General features: G+C 37.6%; 25 protein-coding genes. 23 read left to right on the forward strand and 2 right to left on the reverse strand.

All coding sequences use genetic code 11. From position 1 onward, the window contains the following. The first annotated feature begins 30 nt into the window (after positions 1-30). The 20 genes from MJG50_RS07475 to MJG50_RS07575 all read left to right on the forward strand — a co-directional run bounded on the left by MJG50_RS07475 (position 31) and on the right by MJG50_RS07575 (position 18,859). Entirely contained in the window at positions 31-228 is a 198-nt protein-coding gene (locus tag MJG50_RS07475) for a PLD nuclease N-terminal domain-containing protein (RefSeq protein WP_240254189.1), read from the forward strand. A gap of 1 nt (position 229) precedes the next feature. After that, positions 230-1,135: an ABC transporter ATP-binding protein gene (locus MJG50_RS07480; protein ID WP_240254193.1), complete on the forward strand. Its 906-nt coding sequence runs from the start codon at positions 230-232 to the stop codon at positions 1,133-1,135. Beyond that, a complete protein-coding gene (locus MJG50_RS07485) occupies positions 1,132-1,911 on the forward strand; it encodes an ABC transporter permease subunit (RefSeq protein ID WP_240254196.1) in 780 nt (259 codons plus the stop codon). The genes MJG50_RS07480 and MJG50_RS07485 overlap by 4 nt, the downstream gene beginning before the upstream one ends. A 518-nt stretch (positions 1,912-2,429) precedes the next feature. Next, complete coding sequence (locus MJG50_RS07495; RefSeq protein WP_275695535.1) at positions 2,430-4,877, forward strand: S8 family peptidase; 2,448 nt, start codon at positions 2,430-2,432, stop codon at positions 4,875-4,877. Positions 4,878-5,026: 149 nt separating this feature from the next. Next, the gene (locus MJG50_RS07500) at positions 5,027-6,631 is read left to right on the forward strand and encodes a gamma-glutamyltransferase family protein (protein ID WP_240254203.1); all 1,605 of its coding nucleotides are present in this window, start codon (positions 5,027-5,029) and stop codon (positions 6,629-6,631) included. A gap of 131 nt (positions 6,632-6,762) precedes the next feature. After that, complete coding sequence (locus MJG50_RS07505) at positions 6,763-7,323, forward strand: chromate transporter (RefSeq protein ID WP_240254205.1); 561 nt, start codon at positions 6,763-6,765, stop codon at positions 7,321-7,323. Next, positions 7,320-7,847: a chromate transporter gene (locus MJG50_RS07510; protein WP_240254207.1), complete on the forward strand. Its 528-nt coding sequence runs from the start codon at positions 7,320-7,322 to the stop codon at positions 7,845-7,847. The genes MJG50_RS07505 and MJG50_RS07510 overlap by 4 nt, the downstream gene beginning before the upstream one ends. 45 nt (positions 7,848-7,892) lie before the next feature. Further along, the gene (pcp, locus tag MJG50_RS07515; protein WP_240254209.1) at positions 7,893-8,504 is read left to right on the forward strand and encodes a pyroglutamyl-peptidase I; all 612 of its coding nucleotides are present in this window, start codon (positions 7,893-7,895) and stop codon (positions 8,502-8,504) included. A 168-nt stretch (positions 8,505-8,672) separates the two neighbouring features. Then, a complete protein-coding gene (locus MJG50_RS07520; protein ID WP_240254211.1) occupies positions 8,673-8,852 on the forward strand; it encodes a hypothetical protein in 180 nt (59 codons plus the stop codon). A 92-nt stretch (positions 8,853-8,944) separates the two neighbouring features. Continuing rightward, the gene (locus MJG50_RS07525) at positions 8,945-9,247 is read left to right on the forward strand and encodes a DUF4212 domain-containing protein (protein WP_240254213.1); all 303 of its coding nucleotides are present in this window, start codon (positions 8,945-8,947) and stop codon (positions 9,245-9,247) included. Between the two features lie 175 nt (positions 9,248-9,422). Beyond that, on the forward strand, positions 9,423-11,081 hold the full coding sequence (locus tag MJG50_RS07530; RefSeq protein WP_240254215.1) for a sodium:solute symporter family protein: 1,659 nt from the start codon (positions 9,423-9,425) through the stop codon (positions 11,079-11,081). An 88-nt stretch (positions 11,082-11,169) separates the two neighbouring features. Next, positions 11,170-13,050, forward strand: a complete 1,881-nt coding sequence (locus tag MJG50_RS07535; protein WP_240254217.1) for a DUF294 nucleotidyltransferase-like domain-containing protein — start codon at positions 11,170-11,172, stop codon at positions 13,048-13,050. A gap of 17 nt (positions 13,051-13,067) precedes the next feature. Then, positions 13,068-13,724, forward strand: coding sequence for a 3'-5' exonuclease (locus tag MJG50_RS07540; protein ID WP_431307265.1), 657 nt, complete (start codon positions 13,068-13,070; stop codon positions 13,722-13,724). 311 nt (positions 13,725-14,035) lie between these two features. Continuing rightward, a complete protein-coding gene (gene spoIIID / locus MJG50_RS07545; RefSeq protein ID WP_240254219.1) occupies positions 14,036-14,311 on the forward strand; it encodes a sporulation transcriptional regulator SpoIIID in 276 nt (91 codons plus the stop codon). A 283-nt stretch (positions 14,312-14,594) separates the two neighbouring features. After that, positions 14,595-15,596: a rod shape-determining protein gene (locus tag MJG50_RS07550; protein ID WP_240254221.1), complete on the forward strand. Its 1,002-nt coding sequence runs from the start codon at positions 14,595-14,597 to the stop codon at positions 15,594-15,596. Positions 15,597-15,756: 160 nt separating this feature from the next. Further along, positions 15,757-16,584: a flagellar hook-basal body protein gene (locus MJG50_RS07555; protein WP_240254222.1), complete on the forward strand. Its 828-nt coding sequence runs from the start codon at positions 15,757-15,759 to the stop codon at positions 16,582-16,584. Between the two features lie 56 nt (positions 16,585-16,640). Further along, entirely contained in the window at positions 16,641-17,489 is an 849-nt protein-coding gene (locus tag MJG50_RS07560; RefSeq protein ID WP_240254223.1) for a flagellar hook-basal body protein, read from the forward strand. A gap of 49 nt (positions 17,490-17,538) precedes the next feature. Next, the gene (locus MJG50_RS07565; RefSeq protein WP_240254224.1) at positions 17,539-17,832 is read left to right on the forward strand and encodes a DNA-directed RNA polymerase subunit beta; all 294 of its coding nucleotides are present in this window, start codon (positions 17,539-17,541) and stop codon (positions 17,830-17,832) included. Between the two features lie 83 nt (positions 17,833-17,915). Then, the gene (gene fabZ / locus MJG50_RS07570) at positions 17,916-18,350 is read left to right on the forward strand and encodes a 3-hydroxyacyl-ACP dehydratase FabZ (protein ID WP_240254225.1); all 435 of its coding nucleotides are present in this window, start codon (positions 17,916-17,918) and stop codon (positions 18,348-18,350) included. Between the two features lie 149 nt (positions 18,351-18,499). Continuing rightward, a complete protein-coding gene (locus tag MJG50_RS07575; RefSeq protein WP_240254226.1) occupies positions 18,500-18,859 on the forward strand; it encodes a hypothetical protein in 360 nt (119 codons plus the stop codon). 50 nt (positions 18,860-18,909) lie between these two features. Here the strand turns inward: MJG50_RS07575 and MJG50_RS07580 are convergent, their stop codons facing one another. Next, positions 18,910-19,350 carry a YwpF-like family protein gene (locus MJG50_RS07580; RefSeq protein WP_240254227.1) on the reverse strand — a complete coding sequence of 147 codons (441 nt, stop codon included), beginning with the start codon at positions 19,348-19,350 and terminating at the stop codon, positions 18,910-18,912. 106 nt (positions 19,351-19,456) lie between these two features. Further along, positions 19,457-19,873, reverse strand: a complete 417-nt coding sequence (locus MJG50_RS07585; RefSeq protein WP_240254228.1) for a helix-turn-helix domain-containing protein — start codon at positions 19,871-19,873, stop codon at positions 19,457-19,459. A gap of 411 nt (positions 19,874-20,284) precedes the next feature. Here MJG50_RS07585 and MJG50_RS07590 point away from each other — a divergent pair, with 411 nt between their 5' ends. The 3 genes from MJG50_RS07590 to MJG50_RS07600 all read left to right on the forward strand — a co-directional run bounded on the left by MJG50_RS07590 (position 20,285) and on the right by MJG50_RS07600 (position 21,687). Further along, on the forward strand, positions 20,285-20,800 hold the full coding sequence (locus MJG50_RS07590) for a hypothetical protein (RefSeq protein WP_240254230.1): 516 nt from the start codon (positions 20,285-20,287) through the stop codon (positions 20,798-20,800). Positions 20,801-21,139: 339 nt separating this feature from the next. After that, positions 21,140-21,481, forward strand: coding sequence for a single-stranded DNA-binding protein (ssb, locus tag MJG50_RS07595; RefSeq protein ID WP_240254232.1), 342 nt, complete (start codon positions 21,140-21,142; stop codon positions 21,479-21,481). A gap of 17 nt (positions 21,482-21,498) precedes the next feature. Further along, a complete protein-coding gene (locus tag MJG50_RS07600) occupies positions 21,499-21,687 on the forward strand; it encodes a hypothetical protein (RefSeq protein ID WP_240254234.1) in 189 nt (62 codons plus the stop codon). The last annotated feature ends 243 nt before the right edge of the window (positions 21,688-21,930 follow it).

Consider the following 21,930-nt stretch of genomic DNA (forward strand, 5'->3'; position numbering starts at 1 on the left):
TTGAATCAAAAGTGGAGAGGAAGATGGCATATGGAAGAATTAGCACAAGTTCCGTGGGCAGCAATTGCTCCGATTATTGTAATTCAACTTATATTAATGGTAACGGCACTCGTTGATATAGCCAAAAGTGAAGCAACAAAGGGACCAAAGCTAATATGGGTATTCATTTCAATTTTTATCAGTATTTTTGGTCCAATCCTATATTTTGTGATTGGAAGGAAGAGATAATATGACACTCGTATCATTGGAATCACTCGTTAAAAGATTTGGAAAAGAAACAGCAGTGAAGGATTTAAGCTTTCAGATTAAGGAAGGAAGCTGTACAGCATTACTTGGTCCAAATGGAGCCGGTAAGACAACAACACTTCGTATGCTAGCGGGGTTGCTCCAACCAACAGACGGTAAAATCAGATTTACGGGTATGAAAGATGGTGATAACCGACAATATATCGGGTATCTACCACAACATCCAGTGTTTTATAACTGGATGAATGCGAATGAATTTCTCATTTATGTTGGCCAGCTAGCTCATTTAACGAAGAAGGAGTCACAAATTAGGGCAGATAAATTACTCGAGCTTGTTGGGTTGGCGGATGCAAAAAAGCGTAGAATTGGTGGTTTTTCAGGCGGAATGAAACAACGATTAGGAATTGCACAAGCAATGATTCATGAGCCAATGCTTCTTATGCTTGATGAGCCGGTCTCAGCTTTGGATCCAGTTGGACGGCGTGAGGTTATTGAGATGATGAGAGAATTGAAAAAGAAAACAACGATTCTTTTTTCAACGCATGTTCTCCATGATGCCGAAGAGGTATGTGATGAAATTGTCATCATGCAGAAAGGCAAGCTTGCATTAAGCGGGTCATTGGATGAATTACGTAAAAGGCATCAGCATGATGTAATTATCATTTCCGCAGATGGAGATATAACAGAGTGGGCACAAGGTTTGAAATCAATTGATGTAATTACTGATGTGCGAACTGAGCGTACGACTGCTACGATCACGGTTTCACGACTTGAAGCAGCTAGAGAGGGAATTTTACAAGATATTCTTGATAAGAGAATTCCAGTTATTTCTTTCCAAGTGGGGCAATCCTCATTGGAGGATGTATTTATGAAGGTGGTGAGCGAATGAGTCAGTGGATTGTATTGTTTAAAAAGGAATGGCTTGAAATGATTCGCAATTATAAAATGCTATGGATGCCACTTGTCTTTATTTTATTGGGCATTATGCAGCCGGTCTCCTCTTATTATTTGCCCGAAATTCTTGACAAGGCTGGGAATCTTCCGGAGGGGGCTGTGTTTGAAATCCCATTACCAACCCCATCTGAAGTGATTGTCTCAACACTTGGGCAATATAGTCAGATAGGGATACTAGTACTTGCATTGGCATTCATGGGGATTGTGGTTGCTGAAAGGAATAGTGGGGTTAGCGAAATCATTTTGGTAAAGCCTGTCTCATTTTTTAATTATATTACCGCGAAATGGGTAAGCATCGCAATCATAACAATCGGCTCCTTTTTACTTGGGATGTTTGCATCGTGGTATTACACGGAATTGCTAATTGGTGAGGTAGTATTTATTGACTTTTTGAAGGGATCACTCGTATATGGACTCTGGCTATTGTTTTTAGTTACTGTGATCTTATTGCTTAGCACTGTGTTAAAAAATAGTGGACTTGTTGCGTTCCTAACGATACTTGTAGCTATTGCATTGTCAGGCATAACCTCATTATTTTCAAAATGGATGTTGTGGAGCCCTGCTCGATTATCGACTCACGCAAGCCAACTCATCCTTACTGGAAGTCCTGATAATAGCTTTATTTTGGTCTTTATCATTACAGCACTACTCATCATTGGATTTATAAGTCTTGCAATCTATTTTTTCTCAAAAAAAATAAGAACTGCATAATGGCACAAAGCTTGATGTGAACAAGTTACTAACCAGATAATCGTGATTATTTGGTTGGTAACTTTTTTTTAACTTTATTCAGCTGAAGTCTTCCACTTTTATAAGTTGAGAGATGAATGCAAAGAAGTTTCCAATTCAGTGGGGGTTCAAACCCCGACTGAATAAAGTTAAAGCCTCCGGCGGATGCCTCAGATTTTTAAAGGAAGCTTTTCGAGCAAGCTCGAAAAAATCTGGGCGCAAATACGCCAAGGCGCATTTGATTAGCCCCTTTTGTGAATTGGAAGAAACAATAATTGACTAGTCTCGTCAAAAAGCTACAAAAGTATTGAAGTTATAAAGGAATAATTGATTTAATTGTCTAAATAATGGGATAAATATTTCAAGGAATCGTGTACATGCACGCAGAATTTAAATATTATTGAGTATTTGCCTAAGTACGTCAAACAAAGGGGGGACTATGTTGGTTATCAGGCAACCTCAATCCTAATACAATTTCAAAAGGGAGCTGGGACTTATCTATGTATAAAAAGAGATCATTACGAACTTCATTAATGCTATTAGTCTTTCTACTTGCGTTTTCCTCATTTAGTATGGGTGCATTCGCAAAAGGAAAAGAGCCAAACTCTGATTCTGTTGCTCAAAAACTAGCAGAGCTAGTTGGAGATATTGACGTAAGATCCACAAAGTCAACTACGGTCATCGTTGAAATGAATGAACAATCAATTGTAGAAGCAAAGCATACAGGAAAATCCCAAACAAAAGCAAATTTAGCAAAAGAGAGAAATAAGGTTAAAGATGCTGTCGTAAAAGCAGCTAAATCAAGTAAGGTTAATCGTGAATATGATTATGTATTCTCAGGTTTCTCAGTAGAGTTAAAAGCAAGTGAAATTCCAGCACTACTTTCAGTTCCAGGTGTAAAAGCCGTATATCCTGCGGTTACATATACTGTGACTGGTGAAGAAAGTGAACTCGTTACACCTGAAGTGTATAGCCCTCAAATGATGAATAGCGCTCCACATATTGGAGCAAATGATGCATGGAAATCTGGTTACACGGGTAAAGGAATCACTGTTGCGGTAGTTGATACTGGAGCAGACTACACCCATCCTGACCTAGCTCATGCATTTGGAGAATATAAAGGCTATGACTTTGTCGACAATGATAATGACCCGCAAGAAACACCAAAAGGGGACCCACGTGGTGAAGAAACAGCACATGGTACCCACGTTTCTGGTACAGTCGCAGCTAATGGAGAAATTAAAGGTATTGCACCTGATGCTACGCTTTTAGCATATCGTGTACTTGGACCAGGTGGAAGTGGATCAACTGAAAACGTAATTGCTGGTGTAGAACGAGCTGTACAAGATGGTGCAGATATCATGAACCTTTCGCTTGGAAGTTCATTTAACTACCCAGACGATGCGTTAAGTATTGCACTTGATTGGGCAATGGCTGAAGGAGTTGTTGCAGTCACTTCAAATGGTAATGCAGGCCCTGATAATTGGACGGTTGGAACACCGGGAACTTCCCGTGAAGCAATCTCAGTTGGGGCTACACAGCTACCGTTTAACGTGTATAATTCAAAAATATCAACAAGTGAAGGTGTGAATTATCCTTCTGCTAAAGTTCAAGGTTTCCCAAGTGATGAAGCTATACTTGCATTAAATGGTAAAGAGTATGAATTTGTTCATGTTGGACTAGGCGGTCCAAGTGATTTTGAAGGGAAAGACCTAACTGGAAAAATAGCTTTAATTAGTCGTGGTGATTTTGCATTTGTCGATAAGGCAACCAATGCTAAAAAAGCAGGTGCAGTTGGTGCGATTATCTATAATAATGTGGCTGGAGAACATGCAGATGTGCCAGGTATGGATGTACCGACAATTAAAACGACATTAGAAGATGGAAAGAAACTCCTTGCTGAATTAGAGAAAGGAAATAATAAAGTCACGTTTAATATTGAGTTTTCACATAAAGTTGGCGAAATGATGGCTGACTTCTCATCTCGTGGACCAGTTGTTAAAACTTGGATGGTCAAGCCTGATGTTTCTGCTCCTGGGGTAAATATTGTAAGTACAGTTCCAACTCATGACCCTTCAAATCCACATGGTTATGCAGCATATCAAGGAACAAGTATGGCATCACCACATGTAGCTGGAGCATCAGCATTGCTTTTACAAGCTCACCCTAACTGGAGTGTACAAGATGTAAAGGCTGCTTTAATGAATACAGCTGAAAACTTAATTGATCCCGCGACAGGTGAGGACTACCCGCACAATACACAAGGTGCAGGAAGCATTCGTGTACTTGATGCAATTAATGCTAAAACATTAGTAACACCAGGTAGTCACTCATTTGGAGTATTCTACAAGGACAAAGGAAAGCAAGTTGAAAAGCAACATTTTACAATAAAAAATCTTTCAAATGAAAGAAAGTCTTATAGTTTTGAAGTGAAATTTGATGGAAATCCAAATGGAATTAAAGTGATTACAAGTAATAATTTAAAAGTAAATGCAAATAAATCACAAAATGTTAATCTTAATGTGCAAGTGGATGCCGGGAAATTACAACCTGGGTATTATGAAGGAACAATTGTGATAAGTGATGGGGAACAGACTTTTGATGTATCAACCATTTTATTTGTAAAAGAACCAGATTATCCACGTGTATCAGGTATGGATGTAACACTTGGAAGTGATGGACCAACTGCAATAGAAGCATATTTCCAAGGTGGAGCAGAAGTTGTGGATCTATTTGTTTATCTATCTAATAAAGACGGTGAACCGCTCGCATATTTAGGTGATATTGGAGTCTATGAAAATATCCCAGCAGGATTCCAAACTTTTGAGTGGGATGGAACATTAAATGATGGCTTCAAGCTGCCAAAAGGCTATTATTACAATGTATATGCATATGCAACATATGATGGCATTACATCTCTAGCTGGAGCAAACTTCTTAAACGAATAAAAGTAGTTCTGTTGTGAACTAGTTACCTACCAGATAATCGTTATTATTTGGTAGGTAATTTTTTTTTCGCTATTATCGAAAGTGTTTTAATTTTTTGATATAATAAACAAAACTATTTCGATATTCGAAACAAAAGGAGAAAATAAGAAATGGACTACTTACATAATCCATATACATCTAATCGATTAGCTACCTTTGCCAGAAATGGTATGGTTGCTACGTCACAGCCACTGGCAGCTCAAGCGGGTCTAGATATTTTAAAGAGAGGTGGGAATGCAATCGATGCTGCTATCGCAACAGCAGCATGTCTTACCGTAGTTGAACCGACCTCGAATGGGATTGGAGGAGACGCATTTGCACTCGTATGGGTAAATGGCCAGCTTCATGGTTTAAATGCTAGTGGTACTGCACCTAAAAATATATCCATTGAGGCACTGAAAGAAAGAGGCTACGAAAGTATTCCAAAATACGGATTAATACCTGTTACTGTACCAGGTGTACCAGCAGCATGGGCAGAACTTTCCAAGCGTTTTGGAAAGCTACCATTAACTGATGTACTTCAGCCAGCAATTGAATATGCTCAAAATGGCTTTCCGTTATCTCCGATTTTAGGGAAGTACTGGAAGGGTGCATATAATAACTATAAAAAGAATCTGATAGGAGAGGAATTTGCTAGTTGGTTTGAAACATATGCTCCAAACGGTCGTCCTCCTGAAATAGGTGAATTATGGCGTTCTGAGGATCATGCTAGAACCCTTCAATCAATAGCTGAGACAAATGCCGAAAGCTTTTATCGTGGTGAATTAGCGGATAAAATTATATCCTATATAGAGCAATATGATGGCTTCCTATCTGCTGAGGATCTAGCAAACTACAAACCTGAATGGGTTGAGCCAATATCGGTTAATTATCGTGGCTATGATGTATGGGAAATTCCACCTAATGGCCAGGGATTAGTGGCTTTAATGGCGTTGAAAATGTTAGATGGCTTTGAGTTAACTGAAAAGGAATCCGTGGAAACATATCATAAACAAATTGAAGCTATGAAACTAGCATTTGCCGACGGTAAAACGTATATTACGGATCCGAAAGAGATGTCCAGGTCTGTTGAACAACTTATGTCAGAAAAATATATGAATGAACGGAGAAGCTTAATCGGTAATGAGGCACTTATGCCAGAACCGGGCACACCTCCGAGTGGAGGTACTGTTTATTTAGCAACAGCAGATGAAGAAGGAAATATGGTTTCCTTCATTCAAAGTAATTATTTCGGATTTGGATCGGGTAATGTTGTTCCAGGGACAGGCATAGGATTACAAAATAGAGGCTTTGACTTTTCGATGGATCCAACACATGAGAATGCATTAAGACCAGGTAAAAAACCATTTCACACAATCATTCCAGGATTTTTAACGAAAAATGGAGAAGCAGTGGGACCGTTTGGTGTAATGGGTGGGTTTATGCAGCCTCAAGGACATGTCCAAGTGGTGATGAATACGGTAGATTTCCATCTCAACCCGCAGGCTGCTTTAGATGCTCCAAGATGGCAATGGGTAGAGGGAAAGAAAATTCACGTTGAACATAGCTTTCCACAGCATATAGCGCAGGCACTTTCAAGAAAAGGACATGACATACAAGTGGCATTAGACTCTGGCGGGTTTGGACGAGGTCAAATGATTTGGCGTAACCCTAATACTGGTGTCTTAATTGGTGGAACTGAACACCGTACAGACGGAGCCATTGCCGCTTATTAGCCTGTCTGGGTGCTATGTCAGACGTGGCTGTTAACATATTGATGTTTCGGGCATTATAGGGTTGGTGTTCTCAATTAGGATAAAATTAACCCCTCTAATGAGGAGGAATTCACCTTCAGAAAGGATATATTATGAAACAGTTTCAATTGTTTTATGCATTTTTAAAGGTTGGTCTGCTTGGTTATGGTGGTGGACCATCCTCCATTCCACTTGTTCACAAGGAAGTTGTTGAACGATATAAGTGGTTAAGCGACGATGAGTTTGGTGATATTCTCGCACTTGGAAATACACTTCCAGGACCAATTGCAACAAAAATGGCCGGATATATAGGGTACCGTGTTGGTGGTGTGCTAGGAACGGTGCTATCGCTTATCGCAACAACGGTTCCGACGATTATTTTAATGATTGTTCTCCTTACATCACTTTCATCCTTCAAAGACCTTGATTGGGTTCAAGGTATGACAAAGGCGGTTGTACCAGTCGTTGGTGTAATGCTCGCAGTTTTAACATGGCAGTTTTTTGAAAATGCAAAAAAAGGACTTGGTTGGGTGAAAACAGTTATATTTGGTGTTGCAAGTTTACTATTACTCGAGTGGCTAAATGTACACCCAGGAATTTTAATCGGAGTGTTACTTGTTGCAGCATTAGTGAAAAAAAATAAGAAGGAACAAGAAGGAGGTTCATCTTCATGATCTATTGGCAACTTTTCCTTGCCTTCTTCCTACCGGGAATATTGGGCTACGGAGGTGGACCAGCATCTATTCCACTTGTTGAAAATGAAGTTGTACATACATATCATTGGCTTTCAGTTCAAGAATTTAGTGAGGTACTTGCACTCGGAAATGCCTTGCCAGGACCTATCGCTACAAAAATGGCTGGATATATCGGCTATCAACAGGCAGGGATACTCGGTGCATCAGTCGCTATTTTTGCAACAGTAGCACCATCACTTATTTTAATGATTGGGCTTTTAAGTATCTTATATAAATTTAAGGATTCACCAAAAGTTAAACGAATGACAAACTACATTCGTCCAACAATCGCCATTTTGTTAGGAGTCATGGCATACCGTTTTTTTTCAGAATCATATGAGGGCACAGGATTAGGGCAGACGATTTTTCTTATCGTTGCAAGCTTTCTTCTCTTAGAAAAATGGAAGATCCACCCTGCATACGTCATAATAGGAGCCTTAGTCTACGGAGGAATATTCCTATAAATTAACGTCATTAATAAGTGAAGAAGAAAGGAAGAAAGAAAACGTATGAAGAAATTACTTCTAACTGGATTTGAGCCGTTTTTAGATTTCCCAATCAACCCAACTGAGGAAATAGTGAAAAGGATTGATGGATCAACTATCGGTAACTATCAAATCATTGGACGACTTTTACCAGTTGATTTCTCGGAATCAGCAAAACAAATTCTTAACCTAATTGACGAGGTTAAACCGGATGTAGTGATTTCCTTAGGGTTAGCAGCTGGCCGTTCAAAAATCACACCAGAACGAATCGCAATCAACTGTTGTGATGGCGCAGCAGATAACAAAGGGATAAAACTAGAGGATTCACCGATTGAAGATAATGGCCCTGTAGGATATTTTTCAACCCTTCCAATACGGAAGTTTGTAAATACACTTAATGAAAATGGATTACCTGCCACAATCTCTAATAGTGCTGGGACCTATTTATGTAACAATGTTATGTATTCAACTCTTCATAAAATTGAACAGGAAAGCTTATCGATTCAAGCGGGTTTTATTCATATCCCTGCGTCACATCAACTCGCTATAAAAAAACCAAATCTTCCAAGTTGGTCTAATAAAGATTTAGAGGCAGCAATAGCGATAATGATTGAAACCCTTGGTGGTGAAAAATAGGGCAACTTGTCCTATTTTTTTCTTGACTGTTAAAAAAAATAAATACATAATAATAATTATTATCAATTTTCGTAATATTATAATTATAAGATAGTACTATAATTGTAGCTAATGATAATACATACCCAAAATGATAACGCTTTCATAAAAAGGAGTTGTCCTTTATTCATGATTTTATTCTTACTTCTTATTGTCACTGCTTTAAGTTTATTTTTCGGTTTAAAAAAGAAACGTCCAATCTTTTTACTTATTCCTTTCGCATCAATATTTATCTATTTCATTATTGAAGTAATACTATTCCCGGCACCAATAGGTGAGACAATTCGTTTTATCTTTTCATTAAAATAACAAGCTATGTTTTAAGGAGGTGGTCCATGAAAGGAATTAGAGCTGAAGTCTAACGCACAATTAAAATAATAACTTAGTGGAGGTGCTAACATTTGAAAAAAATTGACAAGAAAATTGCTGATGCTTATTTTAAAGAGCGTACAAGAAATATTGCAATTTATTTAATTATCGGGTTTCTAGTTTCATTTGGAGTGGTATTGTTTGCAGAGCCATTTTCCAAATTCTCCGTAAACGGTCTTCCATTTCATTATTTCATGGGTGCCCAAGGAGCTGTATTAACATTTATCATTGTATTATTTGTTAATGCAAAAGTAAGTGATAGCATTGATAAAAAATATGGTATTGATGAAAGTAAGAATGAACAAATCAGTTCAGGAAAAGTATTAGATCATTAACCTATCAGACCAGCATAAAACCTCTACATCTGAGACTTTCAAAAGCAAATAATCAATCAAATGAGTCTCGGCCCTAGTAAAAATTCATTTTGCACATACTTCTACATACACCACAACATACTCAGTACAAAACTTACAAATGCCGAAAACACTTCAATTCAAAGGGGGATGAAGTTTGGATACACAGTTTTTGGTCTCATTATCAATTATTTTAGCGTCGTTTGCTCTTTATATTGGGATTGCGATCTTCAATCGAGCGAAAGCAACCTCAGATTTCTATGTAGCTGGTCGTGGAGTGCCACCAGTCTATAACGGAATGGCCATTGGAGCGGACTGGATGAGTGCGGCTTCCTTTATTGGAATGGCTGGAACGATCATGGCACTTGGATATGGTGGTCTAGCCTACATCATGGGCTGGACAGGTGGATATCTGTTGCTTACTTTCCTACTTGCGCCTCAGTTGCGGAAATATGGAAGATATACGGTTCCAGAATTTATAGGTGACCGATTCAATAGTCATACGGCACGTATTATTGCAGCAATCTGTACAATCATTATCTCATTCACCTATTCAATTGGTCAGCTATCAGGTTCTGGAGTTGTTATTGGGCGTCTATTTGAAATCGACGCGAAAATAGGAACGATGATTGGAGTAGTCTTGATTGCTTTCTACGCAGCAATGGGTGGTATGAAGGGAATTACATGGACACAGGTAGCACAATATCTTGTATTAATTATTGCTTACTTAATCCCTGTTATTTTTATTTCACTACAGCTAACAAATAATCCATTGCCATGGTTATCCTATGGAAATATTGTTGAACAAATCGGTGAGCTTGACCGTGAACTAGGCTTTACCGAGTATTTCGCACCATTTACAACGGGTACAAAGTGGCAGTTCCTAGCATTGATGTTCACATTAATGGCAGGTACGGCAGGTTTACCACACGTAATTGTTCGCTTTTATACAGTTTCTACAATGAAAGCAGCACGCTGGTCTGGTGCATGGGCACTGCTTTTTATCGGTTTCTTATATTTATCTGCACCTGCATATGCGGCGTTTTCTCGGTTTATTTTAATGACACAAGTAGCAGGTCAAAAAATAGCGGAATTGCCTCATTGGACTCAATCTTGGATTGATGTCGGAATGTTAAAGCTTGCAGATACGAATAGTGATGGTATTTTACAATGGACGGAAATGACAATTGCGAATGATATCGTCGTAATGGCTACTCCAGAAATTGCAAATCTCGGAGTATTTGTAATTGGATTAGTAGCAGCAGGAGCGATGGCTGCGGCATTATCAACTGCTGGTGGATTGATGATTTCACTCTCATCATCGTTTGCACATGATATTTACTACCGTGTTCTTAAGCCTGACGCTACTGAGAAAAAACGTCTAAATGTTGCACGATGGTCGATTGCAATTGCAACATTATTAGCCGGACTTGTTGCCTTAAACCCTCCAGGAGCGATTACCCAAATTGTAGCTTGGGCATTTGCAATTGCATCGGGTACATTTTTCCCAGCACTACTATTAGGTGTTTGGTGGAGGCGCTCAAATGTGTATGGAGTTATTTGGGGAATGATAGTTGGATTAGCAGTAACATTAGGGTACATCTTTGCTGCGAAATACGGAGGCTTCACGATTGCAGGAATTATCGATACAGGAGCAGGTATATTTGGTGCTACAGCAGCAATACTTACAAACGTCATTGTCTCACTATCAACTCCAGCACCATCTCAAGAAATTCAAGGTTCAGTAATGGATCTCCGCTACCCTGAACAAATGACATATAAAGATGGTGAGGTTTGGTTAAAAGAAGAAGCATAATTGTTGAAAAATATACTGATGTTACGATTGTAAAATGTCGTAGCATCAGCATTTTTAATGCCAAAATTGCTCTAAAGAAGGTATGAAAATGAAAAGACTTTATGAGGATGTTAACAAGCATCCATTTTTTCAAGGCTTATCAAAAATTGAGTTACAACAATTACTGGAAAAATGTCAATCGAAGGAATTTAAACGTTTTGATATTATTTTTCATGCGAATGAGCAGCGGAAGGGATTACTTCTGCTGCTTTCTGGCTTTGTTGAAGTTTGTGTAGGCAGGAATGATAAAAGAGAGGTGTTGGAAGTACTTCAACCCGGTGAATTGATTGGACTTTCGAGTGTAGCTGACTTTTTAGGTGAAGTGAAAAGTGACTTTGAATATGGAGTTGAGGTAAGGGCAATTGAACAGGCAGAAGCCATTTTTATTCCATATCCAGTCATTGAGCTTCTGTTAAAAGAAAAGGAGATCTATGATTATCTTTTCACACAATTAGCAGTTCGATTGAAAGATATTTATGGTTCATTAGCAGAGCAAGTTGTACTTTCACGAAAGGTAGACCATTCTGGCTCATTAGTCACAACGGTTAAAGATATGATGTCAAAGACAATTATTTCAGTCGAATCAATGGCCCCAATTGAAACAGCAGCATTTCGAATGGCAGATGAACGTACGAGTTCGGTTTTAGTGTTGGAACATGGGGAAGTTCTAGGAATTATTACAGAGCGGGATATTGTGTCGAGAGTAATCGCAAAAAAGAAAGCGTATGATGATCCGGTCAAAGAAATTATGACGGAAAACCCATACACTATTTCACAATTTGTATTTTATTATGAAGCACTGTCAACAATGATTTTACATGGAATCAAACACTTGCCAGTTACACAAGATGAGCAGGTTGTAGGGATAATTACGTTATCAGATTTGATGAGAAAAAAGAGTGACAATATGATACGAACAATCCGAACAATTGAACAATCAGAAGAAGAGACAATACCGGTTATTAAGAAGGCGATATATGAAGTAGTTGAAGCTCTTCTTCAGGATGATGTCCCTGTCTTTAAAATCCTCGAAAGCATAACAAAACTCTATGATCGTCTTGTTAAAAGATGTATTGAAATTGCAGTCAATAAACTTAGGGTAAAAGATGGATTAACACCACCTGTTTCATTCTGCTTTTACCAAATGGGAAGTGCAGGTAGGGGGGAGCAATTTTTATTAACCGACCAGGACCATTTTCTCGTATACGAACAGACTGAAGAAGATCAACACGAGTATTTTGCTAGATTGAGTGAAGAAATCGTTCATTTACTAGAAAGATCTGGATTTGAACGTTGCCAAGGGGAAATGATGGCAAGTAATCCACGTTGGAGAGGATCAATTGATACATGGATAGGACGGATCCATTCTTGGAGTATTCATTCATCCCCGCAAAATATGCTCCTAGCTCAAAACTTTTTTTCATATCGATTCCTATATGGAAATGAACAACTTCACCAAAAATTTGAAAAAAGCATACAGCAGCAGATGATAGGTGCGAAAATATTTCTATTTCATCTTCATGAACAGGAAAAGGAAAGTCTAATACCGACTTTAGACCATCCCATTCGGTCTTTATTCAGGCTAGAACGCAAATCGCTTGATATTAAAAAGGAAATCCTCTTTCCGTATCACCATAGTCTTCAACTATTATCTCTCTTACATGGCATTGTAGTTGGAACACCATTTACTAGAATCGATAGATTAGTTCAGAAAAAAGTGTTTAGTGAAGACTTTGCGAAGGATGTTAAAACAGCTATCGGAGAAATCATGTGTTTTTATGTAAAGCAAAGATGGAAGCAGCATAAAAATAATGAGAAATTGACTTCTGTATTAGTATTCACCCATTTAACAACAAGAGAAAAGGAAGACTTACTTTTAAGTGTAAAGACTTTGAAGGAAATGCAGAATTTAGTGAATGTGTATTTTTGAAAAGAGGAGGGATATTGTTGTTTTTTGCAAAAAAACTGGTCATGCCCCAATTTTATTTAGAGATTCCATTGTCTACTCCAATCGAAGAAATTTCTTTCACAGTATTTGATACAGAAACAACGGGTTTCCAAATAGGAACTTCTGATCGTATGATCGAAATTGCTGCCGTTCATGTGCAAGGGTTTGAGGTAGATGAATTCGACATATACCAGTCATATATCAACCCACAACGACAAATTTCTCGGGAAATAATCGAATTAACCGGTATATCCAATGAAAAGGTCGAAAATGCCCCATTCTCAATCGAGGCTATTACTCAATTTTTTACATTTGCGGAGAAATATCATACTGCCTGTTTAGTAGGACATTATGTCTCTTTTGATATTCTCACGCTAAAAAGTGAGCTTAAGCGGGAAAGAATCGCTTACAGAAAGCAACCTACAATTGATACATTAGATTTAATAGGATTTATTTCACCATCCTATGACATGCGTGATTTACATAAATATGCACAAAACTTTGGTACAAGGATTTATGAACGGCATACAGCAAGAGGAGATGCCCTTACCACCGCATATCTTTTTGTTGAACTTCTATATCTGTTCAAAGAACGGGGAAATCACACATGGGGTGATTTACTTCATGCAGCCGAAAATCAAAGTCGGTATTTCTAAGACTTACTTTTACCTTTAAATGTTAAAATAACAATAAAACAGCCACATATTTACATGTAAACAAGCCATTTTTAAAAATATTTAGATAAAACCCTTGTCCCTCTTGAGTTTTTAGCATAATCCCTCAACCAAGCTAATAAAATGTTACAAACCTAACAAAGAGAGTGTTTGAGGTGAGGGGTCGTATATTCGTCTTCGAAGATCCAGTAAATCAAATTGAGTTTAGTAATAAACAATGAAACGTATTCGTTGAAGCGTAGGGACGAGTCTCATTTCACACTTCTCACATCCATATAGGGAGGGCGAGTGGTGTGCACGATTACATCAAAGAACGTACTAACAAGATTGGAAAGTATATCGTGGAGACAAGGAAAACAGTTCGCGTTATTGCGAAAGAATTTGGAGTTTCCAAAAGTACTGTCCATAAAGATTTAACCGAGAGGCTACCAGAAATTAATCCCGAATTAGCAAATGAAGTAAAAGAAATTCTTGATTATCATAAATCAATCCGACATTTACGGGGTGGGGAAGCTACAAAGCTTAAGTATAAGAAAGAAGAAGAGCTTCAAGAAGAACCAGTGAAATGAAAACTAATCATAAATAATTCACCTAATTGCCCAGTCTTATTATATATTTGACTGGGCAATTATCGTGTTACTTCAATCCTCATTTTATTAGGTCGACATATTCCAACATATTATTGTAATTTTTTTTACAAAAAACGCTTTTTTATAGCAATTTGTGATACAATATATTATTAGGGAAATATGTACGCATTGGCGATTTAACTTTATTCCGCAGAACAGAATGAAGGTGAAATCTGGACGCAAATACGTCAAGGCGCATTTGATAGAGGGAGGAAGTAACACGATGTTAGCTAGGGATATCGGAATAGATCTTGGTACAGCAAATGTACTAATTCATGTAAAGGGGAAAGGCGTTGTTTTAAACGAGCCTTCTGTAGTTGCAATTGACAAAAACACTGGAAAAGTTCTAGCTGTTGGTGAAGAAGCTAGAAGAATGGTCGGACGTACACCGGGGAATATTGTCGCAATTCGACCACTTAAAGATGGAGTTATTGCAGATTTCGATGTTACTGAATCGATGTTAAAATATTTTATTAATAAGCTTAACGTAAAAGGATTTCTTTCTAAACCACGTATTCTTATTTGTTGCCCAACAAATATTACTTCTGTTGAGCAAAAGGCGATTAAGGAAGCTGCAGAAAAAAGTGGAGGAAAGAAAATATATTTAGAAGAAGAACCAAAGGTTGCTGCAATCGGTGCAGGAATGGATATTTTCCAACCAAGTGGAAATATGGTTGTTGATATTGGTGGGGGAACTACGGATATTGCTGTATTATCTATGGGTGATATCGTTACAGCATCCTCTATAAAAATGGCTGGAGACAAGTTTGACTCCGAGATATTGAACTATATTAAGCGCGAATACAAGCTACTGATTGGTGAGAGAACTGCTGAAGATATTAAAGTGAAAGTAGCAACTGTATTTCCGAATTCACGCCATGAGGAAATCGATATCCGTGGCCGAGATATGGTAACGGGTTTACCTCGTACACTAACGATTAAATCAGAGGAAATTGAGAAGGCACTACGTGAGCCGGTATATGCAATTGTACAAGCTTCAAAAGGAGTTCTTGAGAGAACACCTCCTGAGCTTTCCGCTGATATTATCGACCGTGGCGTCATTTTAACGGGTGGTGGTGCATTGTTACACGGAATGGATCAACTTCTTGCGGAAGAATTGCGAGTTCCTGTACTTATTGCAGAGAACCCAATGGAATGTGTAGCGGTTGGAACAGGTATCATGTTGGAAAATCTAGATAGATTACCACGTAGAAAGCTTGTATAAGGTATTTTTAAAATAAAAAGCTAAGGACCCCTATTCGAGGAGGTCCTTTAACAACATTTTCTAGATGAAAAAGCTGTAAGAAGCTTTTATAATAGAAGTAATAATGACTTGAATTGAGTGTGAAATGCTAAGGTGCATTTGAGATAATGAGGTGGTTTGATTGTTACGAGGTTTTTATTCTGCTGCTGCGGGGATGATTGCACAGCAAAGACGTACTGAAATGTTATCAAATAATATAGCGAATGCGAGTACACCAGGTTTCAAAGCAGATCAAGGTACTTTACGTGCTTTCCCTGAAATGCTTATGCAGAGAATGGAGGCAGTCAAGAGTGGTAGTAAACTTGCCACGTCTACTCCAATTGGGGGACTGAATACTGGCGTCTACATGCAAGAAACGATTCCATTGTACAAACAAGGTGATATTCGTGAAACCGGACGTAACACAGATATTGCATTAATCGATGGGAATTTGCCAATAAATGAGCAGACAAATAAACAAGGCTCATTATTTTTTACAGTGCAAAATGCTGACGGTGATGTTAGATATACGAGAAATGGTAATTTTACCATGGACCCAGCTGGGTACTTAACAACGAATGAAGGCTACTATGTTCTTGATGCTACTGGTAATCGTATTCCACTCCAAAGTGATCAATTTCAAGTTTCAGGAGATGGAACGATTGTTGAAAATGGAACACCTATTGCACGGATAAATATCGCTTATTCAGATAATCCGTATGAGCTTGTGAAGGAAGGCAATGGCCTGTATCGAACAAATGATAATAATGAACTTCCAGATGCGCTTGATGTCCCGGAAGTTAGTTACTCGATGAAACAAGGCTTCATTGAAGGTTCTAATGTAGATGTAGCGCAGTCAATGACAGATATGATGACGGCATACAGAGCATTTGAGGCCAATCAGAAAATTTTACAAGCATATGATAAAAGCATGGATAAAGCAGTTAACGAGATTGGTAGACTTCGATAATAGAGGGCTAGCTTCTAATGGCTAGACATAATGATTTTTGAGAAAGGGGGATGTGTATGCGTACGATGATTACCGCAACGAATACAATGAGCCAGCTACAAAAACAAATGGATACAATTGGTAATAACCTAGCGAATTTGAATACAACAGGTTATAAGCGCCGTGAAGTGAATTTTAGTGAACTCTTATATCAGCAATTTAACAATCAACCTTTTCCAGAACAAGAGGTAGGCAGACTGACTCCTAATGGAATAAGACAAGGAGTTGGTGCGAAACTTGGACATACAAATATTTCGATGACTCAAGGAAGTATTAAAACAACAGATCGCCCACTTGATATTGCATTTACAAAGGAAGGTCAATTCCTTCAAGTGATGGTAGAAGAAAATGGTGTCCAAACTCCACATTTTACTAGGGATGGTGCTCTTTATTTGTCCCCATTAGCAGATGGCTCTAATCAAGTTGGATTAGTGAACAGTAGTGGTAATCCGGTACTAGATGAAGATGGAGATCCAATTACCTTTTTTGATAATTTTAAAGAAGTGAATATATCACCAAATGGGGTTATATCTGTTATTCCGTCGCAAGCTGGACTTCCTAATCAGGTGTATAATCTTTCAGTTGTTGAAGTACATCGACCACAGCTTCTAGAATCTGTAGGCGGGAACTTATTTGCACTTCCAAATTTGAATGAATTAGGTGTGGCAGCAGATGAAGTATTTACCTCACTACAAGGTAACTTACGCGGGCAGGTTGGTATGCAACAGGGTGCACTAGAGCAATCTAACGTTGATATGTCCACTGAAATGTCTGATTTGCTAATGGCTCAACGTTCGTACCAATTTAATGCAAAATCCATTTCTATTTCGGATCAAATGATGGGACTTGTGAATGGTATACGTTAAAGCTTCCTTAGCCATTTGAAAATCTTTAACAGATAGGAGAATTCTCTCTATGACGAGTGATCTTAACAATACACAAGTGAAATCGCGCGCTGACTTTCGAAAAGCCCGCAAAGAAGAACAACCGGAGAAAAAGCAAAAAAGAAAGCGTGGCAGAAAAATTAGAATACGTATCTTACCAATATGGCTTCGGTTAATTATTGTTGCAATTCTTCTAGCGGCTAGCGTAATCGGTGGTGTAATTGTAGGCTACGGAGTTATAGGGGACGGCAAAACAAGTGATGCGCTGAATAAATCAACTTGGCAGCATATCATTGATTTGGTAAAGAAAGATACAAAAGAATAAATGAAGCAATGCCACAGTTTATTTGCTGTGGTTTTTTTCTATATTATAATAAAGGTAAGACATACATAGGAGGAAATTGGACAATGCTTGATATAAATGAAATCAAAGAAATCATTCCACATCGTTACCCATTTTTACTTGTTGACCGCATTCTTGAAATTGAAGAGGGAAAACGAGCTGTTGGGCTTAAAAACGTTTCAGCTAATGAGGAATTCTTCAATGGCCACTTCCCTGATTATCCAGTCATGCCAGGCGTATTAATCGTTGAGGCATTGGCACAGGTTGGTGCAGTTGCAATGCTGAAAAAGGATGAGAATAAAGGCCGTCTTGCATTCTTTGCCGGAATTGATAATTGTCGGTTCAAAAAGCAAGTGAAACCAGGTGACCAACTGCAACTTGAAGTTGAAATCATCCGACTACGCGGATCGCTAGGAAAAGGCAAGGGGATTGCAACTGTTGACGGTGAACTTGTCTGTGAAACGGAAATTATGTTTGCGCTAGGTGAAAAAACAGAATAATACCTTATGTAAAACCGGGCCGGCCAAATCGTCCCGGTTATTATCATCACCAAAAATAGTTAAGATAGATTTTTTAGTTTGGGGAAAGATAAGCAAAGACCGGCAAATGTGTGGGTCAAATCTGAAAAAAGAAGAAAGGAGTAATGGAATTGAATAACAAATGGTATCTAAAGTTAATGGGGTCGTTTCTTGCGATCATGCTAATTTCTGGATGTAACACAGATGACCAGGATCCACCACCAGAGGATGATGGAATAGAAACACCTGGGGATACGAATGATAATAATGACGATCTAGATGTTACACCAGAAGAGGATGTTGTCCCTGATGATGAGAATAATGATGGTGATCTAGATATCGGTAATGATAATGACAACAATAATGGTACTAATAATGGTACAAACGGTACTAATGGTACCAACGGAACAAATGGTACCATGAATCCTGGGACTGATACCGGTACTGGTACAGGAACAGATCTAAATAACGATGATGATGATAATAAATGATATGAAAAAGGCAGGGGTTTATAGCACCTGCCTTTTTCCATATGTAAAAATTACCGTTGACTAACTTTATTCTTCTTTTCCTGCATTTTTTGCCTAAATTCCACTAGTAGCCGCTCGCCATGGAATCCTTTTTCAATTAATTCATCTAGGACAATTTCAGCCATATTTGTTCTGCTTGAAACTAATGTTCCTTCAAACAAAATGCTAGCAGTGTTCTCCATCAATTTAATCATCCTCACTTTTCCGACCACTGAAGCCGGGTCGTTGGTTTCCTTTGTAATGGTAACTTGGAGATTGAGGGTTTCCTCTTTTTGAAGGTGTTTTTCAAATGAATCTTTATACACTTTATCTACGTATGCCTCTACAATCCAACGATTTTCTCCATCCTCTTTATTGATGATTAACCCATCAATAAGAGGTATGTTCTCGAATCGACTTGGTTGCTCATCTTGATGTAAAACTGCAAGTGAAACAAGCTTAAATGTCTTCATCATATCCCCTTCTCACACGCATTTATTCCGAAGCTTTTAGGAAGATTATAGCACAGTTGACTTTGTTTTCTACAGAAATAGTGAATTTCGGTAATTCTTATTATGATCAATGAGATAATGTTTGAATCGTATAAATGAGAACATTTTCAAGTTTCTTTCGATCACTAGGTTTGAAGGTAGAAAGCTCTTTTAGCACCTGTACCATACGTGGATTTTGAATTAAATAATCAATAACATCAGTAATTTCCTCATTACCCTCATTCAAGAAGGATTGATATTTCTGTTTAAATTCTAAAATATATGCCTGAGAAAAAATATTTACGCCGACAAGCTGGTCGAGTGTGACTTGAAAAAGATTACTTAATTGGAGGAGATCAATAATTGAAGGTGTTGTGTCCCCTGATTCCCATTTTGAAATATTTGAGCGGGAGATATTTAAATGCCCACTAAGCTCTTCTTGAGTCCAGCCATTTTTTTCTCGATAAAATTTAATATTTTTAGCTAAGGTTATCATACTCTCCATTGTGTCACCAACATTCTTATTTTTGATTTATGTTCAATCCCTTTGAACAATGATTATTAATAAAAATGGTATAGGAGCTATAAATAACTAAGTGTTCAAAATAGGAACAAAGACATAAAAGTTATATCAACGAACAAAAATAACCGAAATAGCGATAAATGAGCTAAAAATCATAAAAAGATGTGATGAATGTTACACATTATATGCATTGATATAGGTAGAAAAATTCATTTTATATATTACTATTGTGGAAATATAACTATTGATAAATATGTAAGGGAAATAAAGGGAAACAGAGATAATCATTGATAATCTACACAATTTGCCAATATTTGTTGAAATTTGCCTTTTCTTAATTTCCATTTAATTCCCTATACTATTGGTAGTTTGAATGAGAGAAGGGGGAAGCGAATGGAACCGTACTATTTATCTGAATTAAGTTATGATGAAGTCAATAAATATCGAAAGAGAGATTATAGGCCATTAACTTGGTATAAAGTAATAATCAAAGAATACTCTTCTGATTACACCACGACACCCTTCTATGATGTTCTTAACATGTCTGACAAAAGCCAGAACCCACAAAGTAATGATGTTAGTGAGGTGATGGATGTACAACTGCTATCCCTTTCTGCATTAGCGAATAGTGAAGTTCCAATTCATTTGAAATTTTTGAAAAGGGATAAACAAAACTTACTCATCCTAAAAATTAATCCTGTAAAATATTTTTTTTATATATCTTTGTTAGAATGGAATGAGAAACAACAGGAATATAAGAAGGTTAAAAAGGCAAGAGTAACTGAAAATAATATGGCCTCTTTGAATGACCCTTCTATTATTGACTTACTTCAACGGATTTATATAGGATTTGGAGGGAACTTAGGGTTCCTTATCATGCCACCTTATCGGAAAAAAGATTTAGTATAGCGTTGATAACCTCTACTTTGTAAAAGGTAGGGGTTTTAATTTGGATCTGTAGAAATTAATGATGATTAAAAAAATATTAAAAGTTGATTAAAATAGTCAGCATCTCAAATAAAGTAATCTAATAATCTCATTTCTTAATGGGAAAAAGGCAATTATTGTGGTGAAAAACTGCTCAAAACTAATTATTCCTGATTTTACCTTATTTTTTTGATGAAGTATGATAAGCATGACGGGTGATAAAGTAAAAACTTTCCATTCGTATAGTGCAACGGAGGTTATTCATCCAAATGTTTGGCGAATGCCAAGTAATCTAGCAATTTCAACAAAGGAGGAAGGAATATGATTAACCAAGTTATTTTGGTAGGAAGATTAACAAGGGATCCGGAATTACGTTATACCCAGGATGGGCAAGCAGTTGCAAATGTAACATTAGCGGTTAGTAGAAATTTCAAAAATGCAGGAGGAGAATTTGACGCTGATTTCGTAAATTGTACACTATGGCGAAAAACGGCAGAAAATACAGCAAATTATTGTAGAAAGGGATCCATTTTAGGAGTTACTGGACGAATTCAGACACGTAATTATCAAAACAATGATGGTAAACGAGTATATGTAACAGAGGTATTAGCCGATTCAGTAAAATTTATGGGTGGAAAGCCGCGCGAATTAGTAGAAAACTAATAAGGGGAGACATTCAGGTGAATAGTGAAGAACTAATAAGGTTTGAAGAAAAAATTAATAATCTAGCAAAAGGAATTGCGATGCACCTTGAAACACTTCAAGGACAAATCGGAGAAAAGTTTGAACAATATGATAAAAATTATACAGAAAAATTTATGAAAATTGACAGTTTATTAGAAGAAAAAGTTGTCCCAAGGGTTGAATAGAGTAAAACCTCCCCAGGAATAAACATCCCACTATCAACTACTCCTCGAAATAATTGATGCCGCAATGATCCTATCAAAATAAAGCCTCAATAGACAGAAGGATACCCCGAGATATTCTACATCATTCACCAATCATGGCTACAACATGGTTGGTGTTTTTTAGCTAACCAGAATTTCATCTGCGTCTTTGTCCTGAAGAACACTCCAATCGGTAGAGTTTCATTTATACTTTCATTATAGAAC

The organism is Fredinandcohnia quinoae, assembly GCF_022427965.1.
GTDB classification, from domain to species: Bacteria; Bacillota; Bacilli; order Bacillales; family Bacillaceae_L; genus Ferdinandcohnia; species Ferdinandcohnia quinoae.

Coding starts and splice junctions, on each gene's coding strand:
- MJG50_RS07560 (WP_240254223.1), top strand. CDS start 16,641: ATGCGTACGATGATTACCGCAACGAATACAATGAGCCAGCTACAAAAA.
- MJG50_RS07485 (WP_240254196.1), top strand. CDS start 1,132: ATGAGTCAGTGGATTGTATTGTTTAAAAAGGAATGGCTTGAAATGATT.
- ssb (WP_240254232.1), top strand. CDS start 21,140: ATGATTAACCAAGTTATTTTGGTAGGAAGATTAACAAGGGATCCGGAA.
- MJG50_RS07500 (WP_240254203.1), top strand. CDS start 5,027: ATGGACTACTTACATAATCCATATACATCTAATCGATTAGCTACCTTT.
- MJG50_RS07580 (WP_240254227.1), bottom strand. CDS start 19,350: ATGAAGACATTTAAGCTTGTTTCACTTGCAGTTTTACATCAAGATGAG.
- MJG50_RS07535 (WP_240254217.1), top strand. CDS start 11,170: ATGAAAAGACTTTATGAGGATGTTAACAAGCATCCATTTTTTCAAGGC.
- MJG50_RS07565 (WP_240254224.1), top strand. CDS start 17,539: ATGACGAGTGATCTTAACAATACACAAGTGAAATCGCGCGCTGACTTT.
- MJG50_RS07520 (WP_240254211.1), top strand. CDS start 8,673: ATGATTTTATTCTTACTTCTTATTGTCACTGCTTTAAGTTTATTTTTC.
- pcp (WP_240254209.1), top strand. CDS start 7,893: ATGAAGAAATTACTTCTAACTGGATTTGAGCCGTTTTTAGATTTCCCA.
- MJG50_RS07510 (WP_240254207.1), top strand. CDS start 7,320: ATGATCTATTGGCAACTTTTCCTTGCCTTCTTCCTACCGGGAATATTG.
- fabZ (WP_240254225.1), top strand. CDS start 17,916: ATGCTTGATATAAATGAAATCAAAGAAATCATTCCACATCGTTACCCA.
- MJG50_RS07475 (WP_240254189.1), top strand. CDS start 31: ATGGAAGAATTAGCACAAGTTCCGTGGGCAGCAATTGCTCCGATTATT.
- MJG50_RS07590 (WP_240254230.1), top strand. CDS start 20,285: ATGGAACCGTACTATTTATCTGAATTAAGTTATGATGAAGTCAATAAA.
- MJG50_RS07480 (WP_240254193.1), top strand. CDS start 230: ATGACACTCGTATCATTGGAATCACTCGTTAAAAGATTTGGAAAAGAA.
- MJG50_RS07505 (WP_240254205.1), top strand. CDS start 6,763: ATGAAACAGTTTCAATTGTTTTATGCATTTTTAAAGGTTGGTCTGCTT.
- MJG50_RS07495 (WP_275695535.1), top strand. CDS start 2,430: ATGTATAAAAAGAGATCATTACGAACTTCATTAATGCTATTAGTCTTT.
- MJG50_RS07585 (WP_240254228.1), bottom strand. CDS start 19,873: ATGGAGAGTATGATAACCTTAGCTAAAAATATTAAATTTTATCGAGAA.
- MJG50_RS07550 (WP_240254221.1), top strand. CDS start 14,595: ATGTTAGCTAGGGATATCGGAATAGATCTTGGTACAGCAAATGTACTA.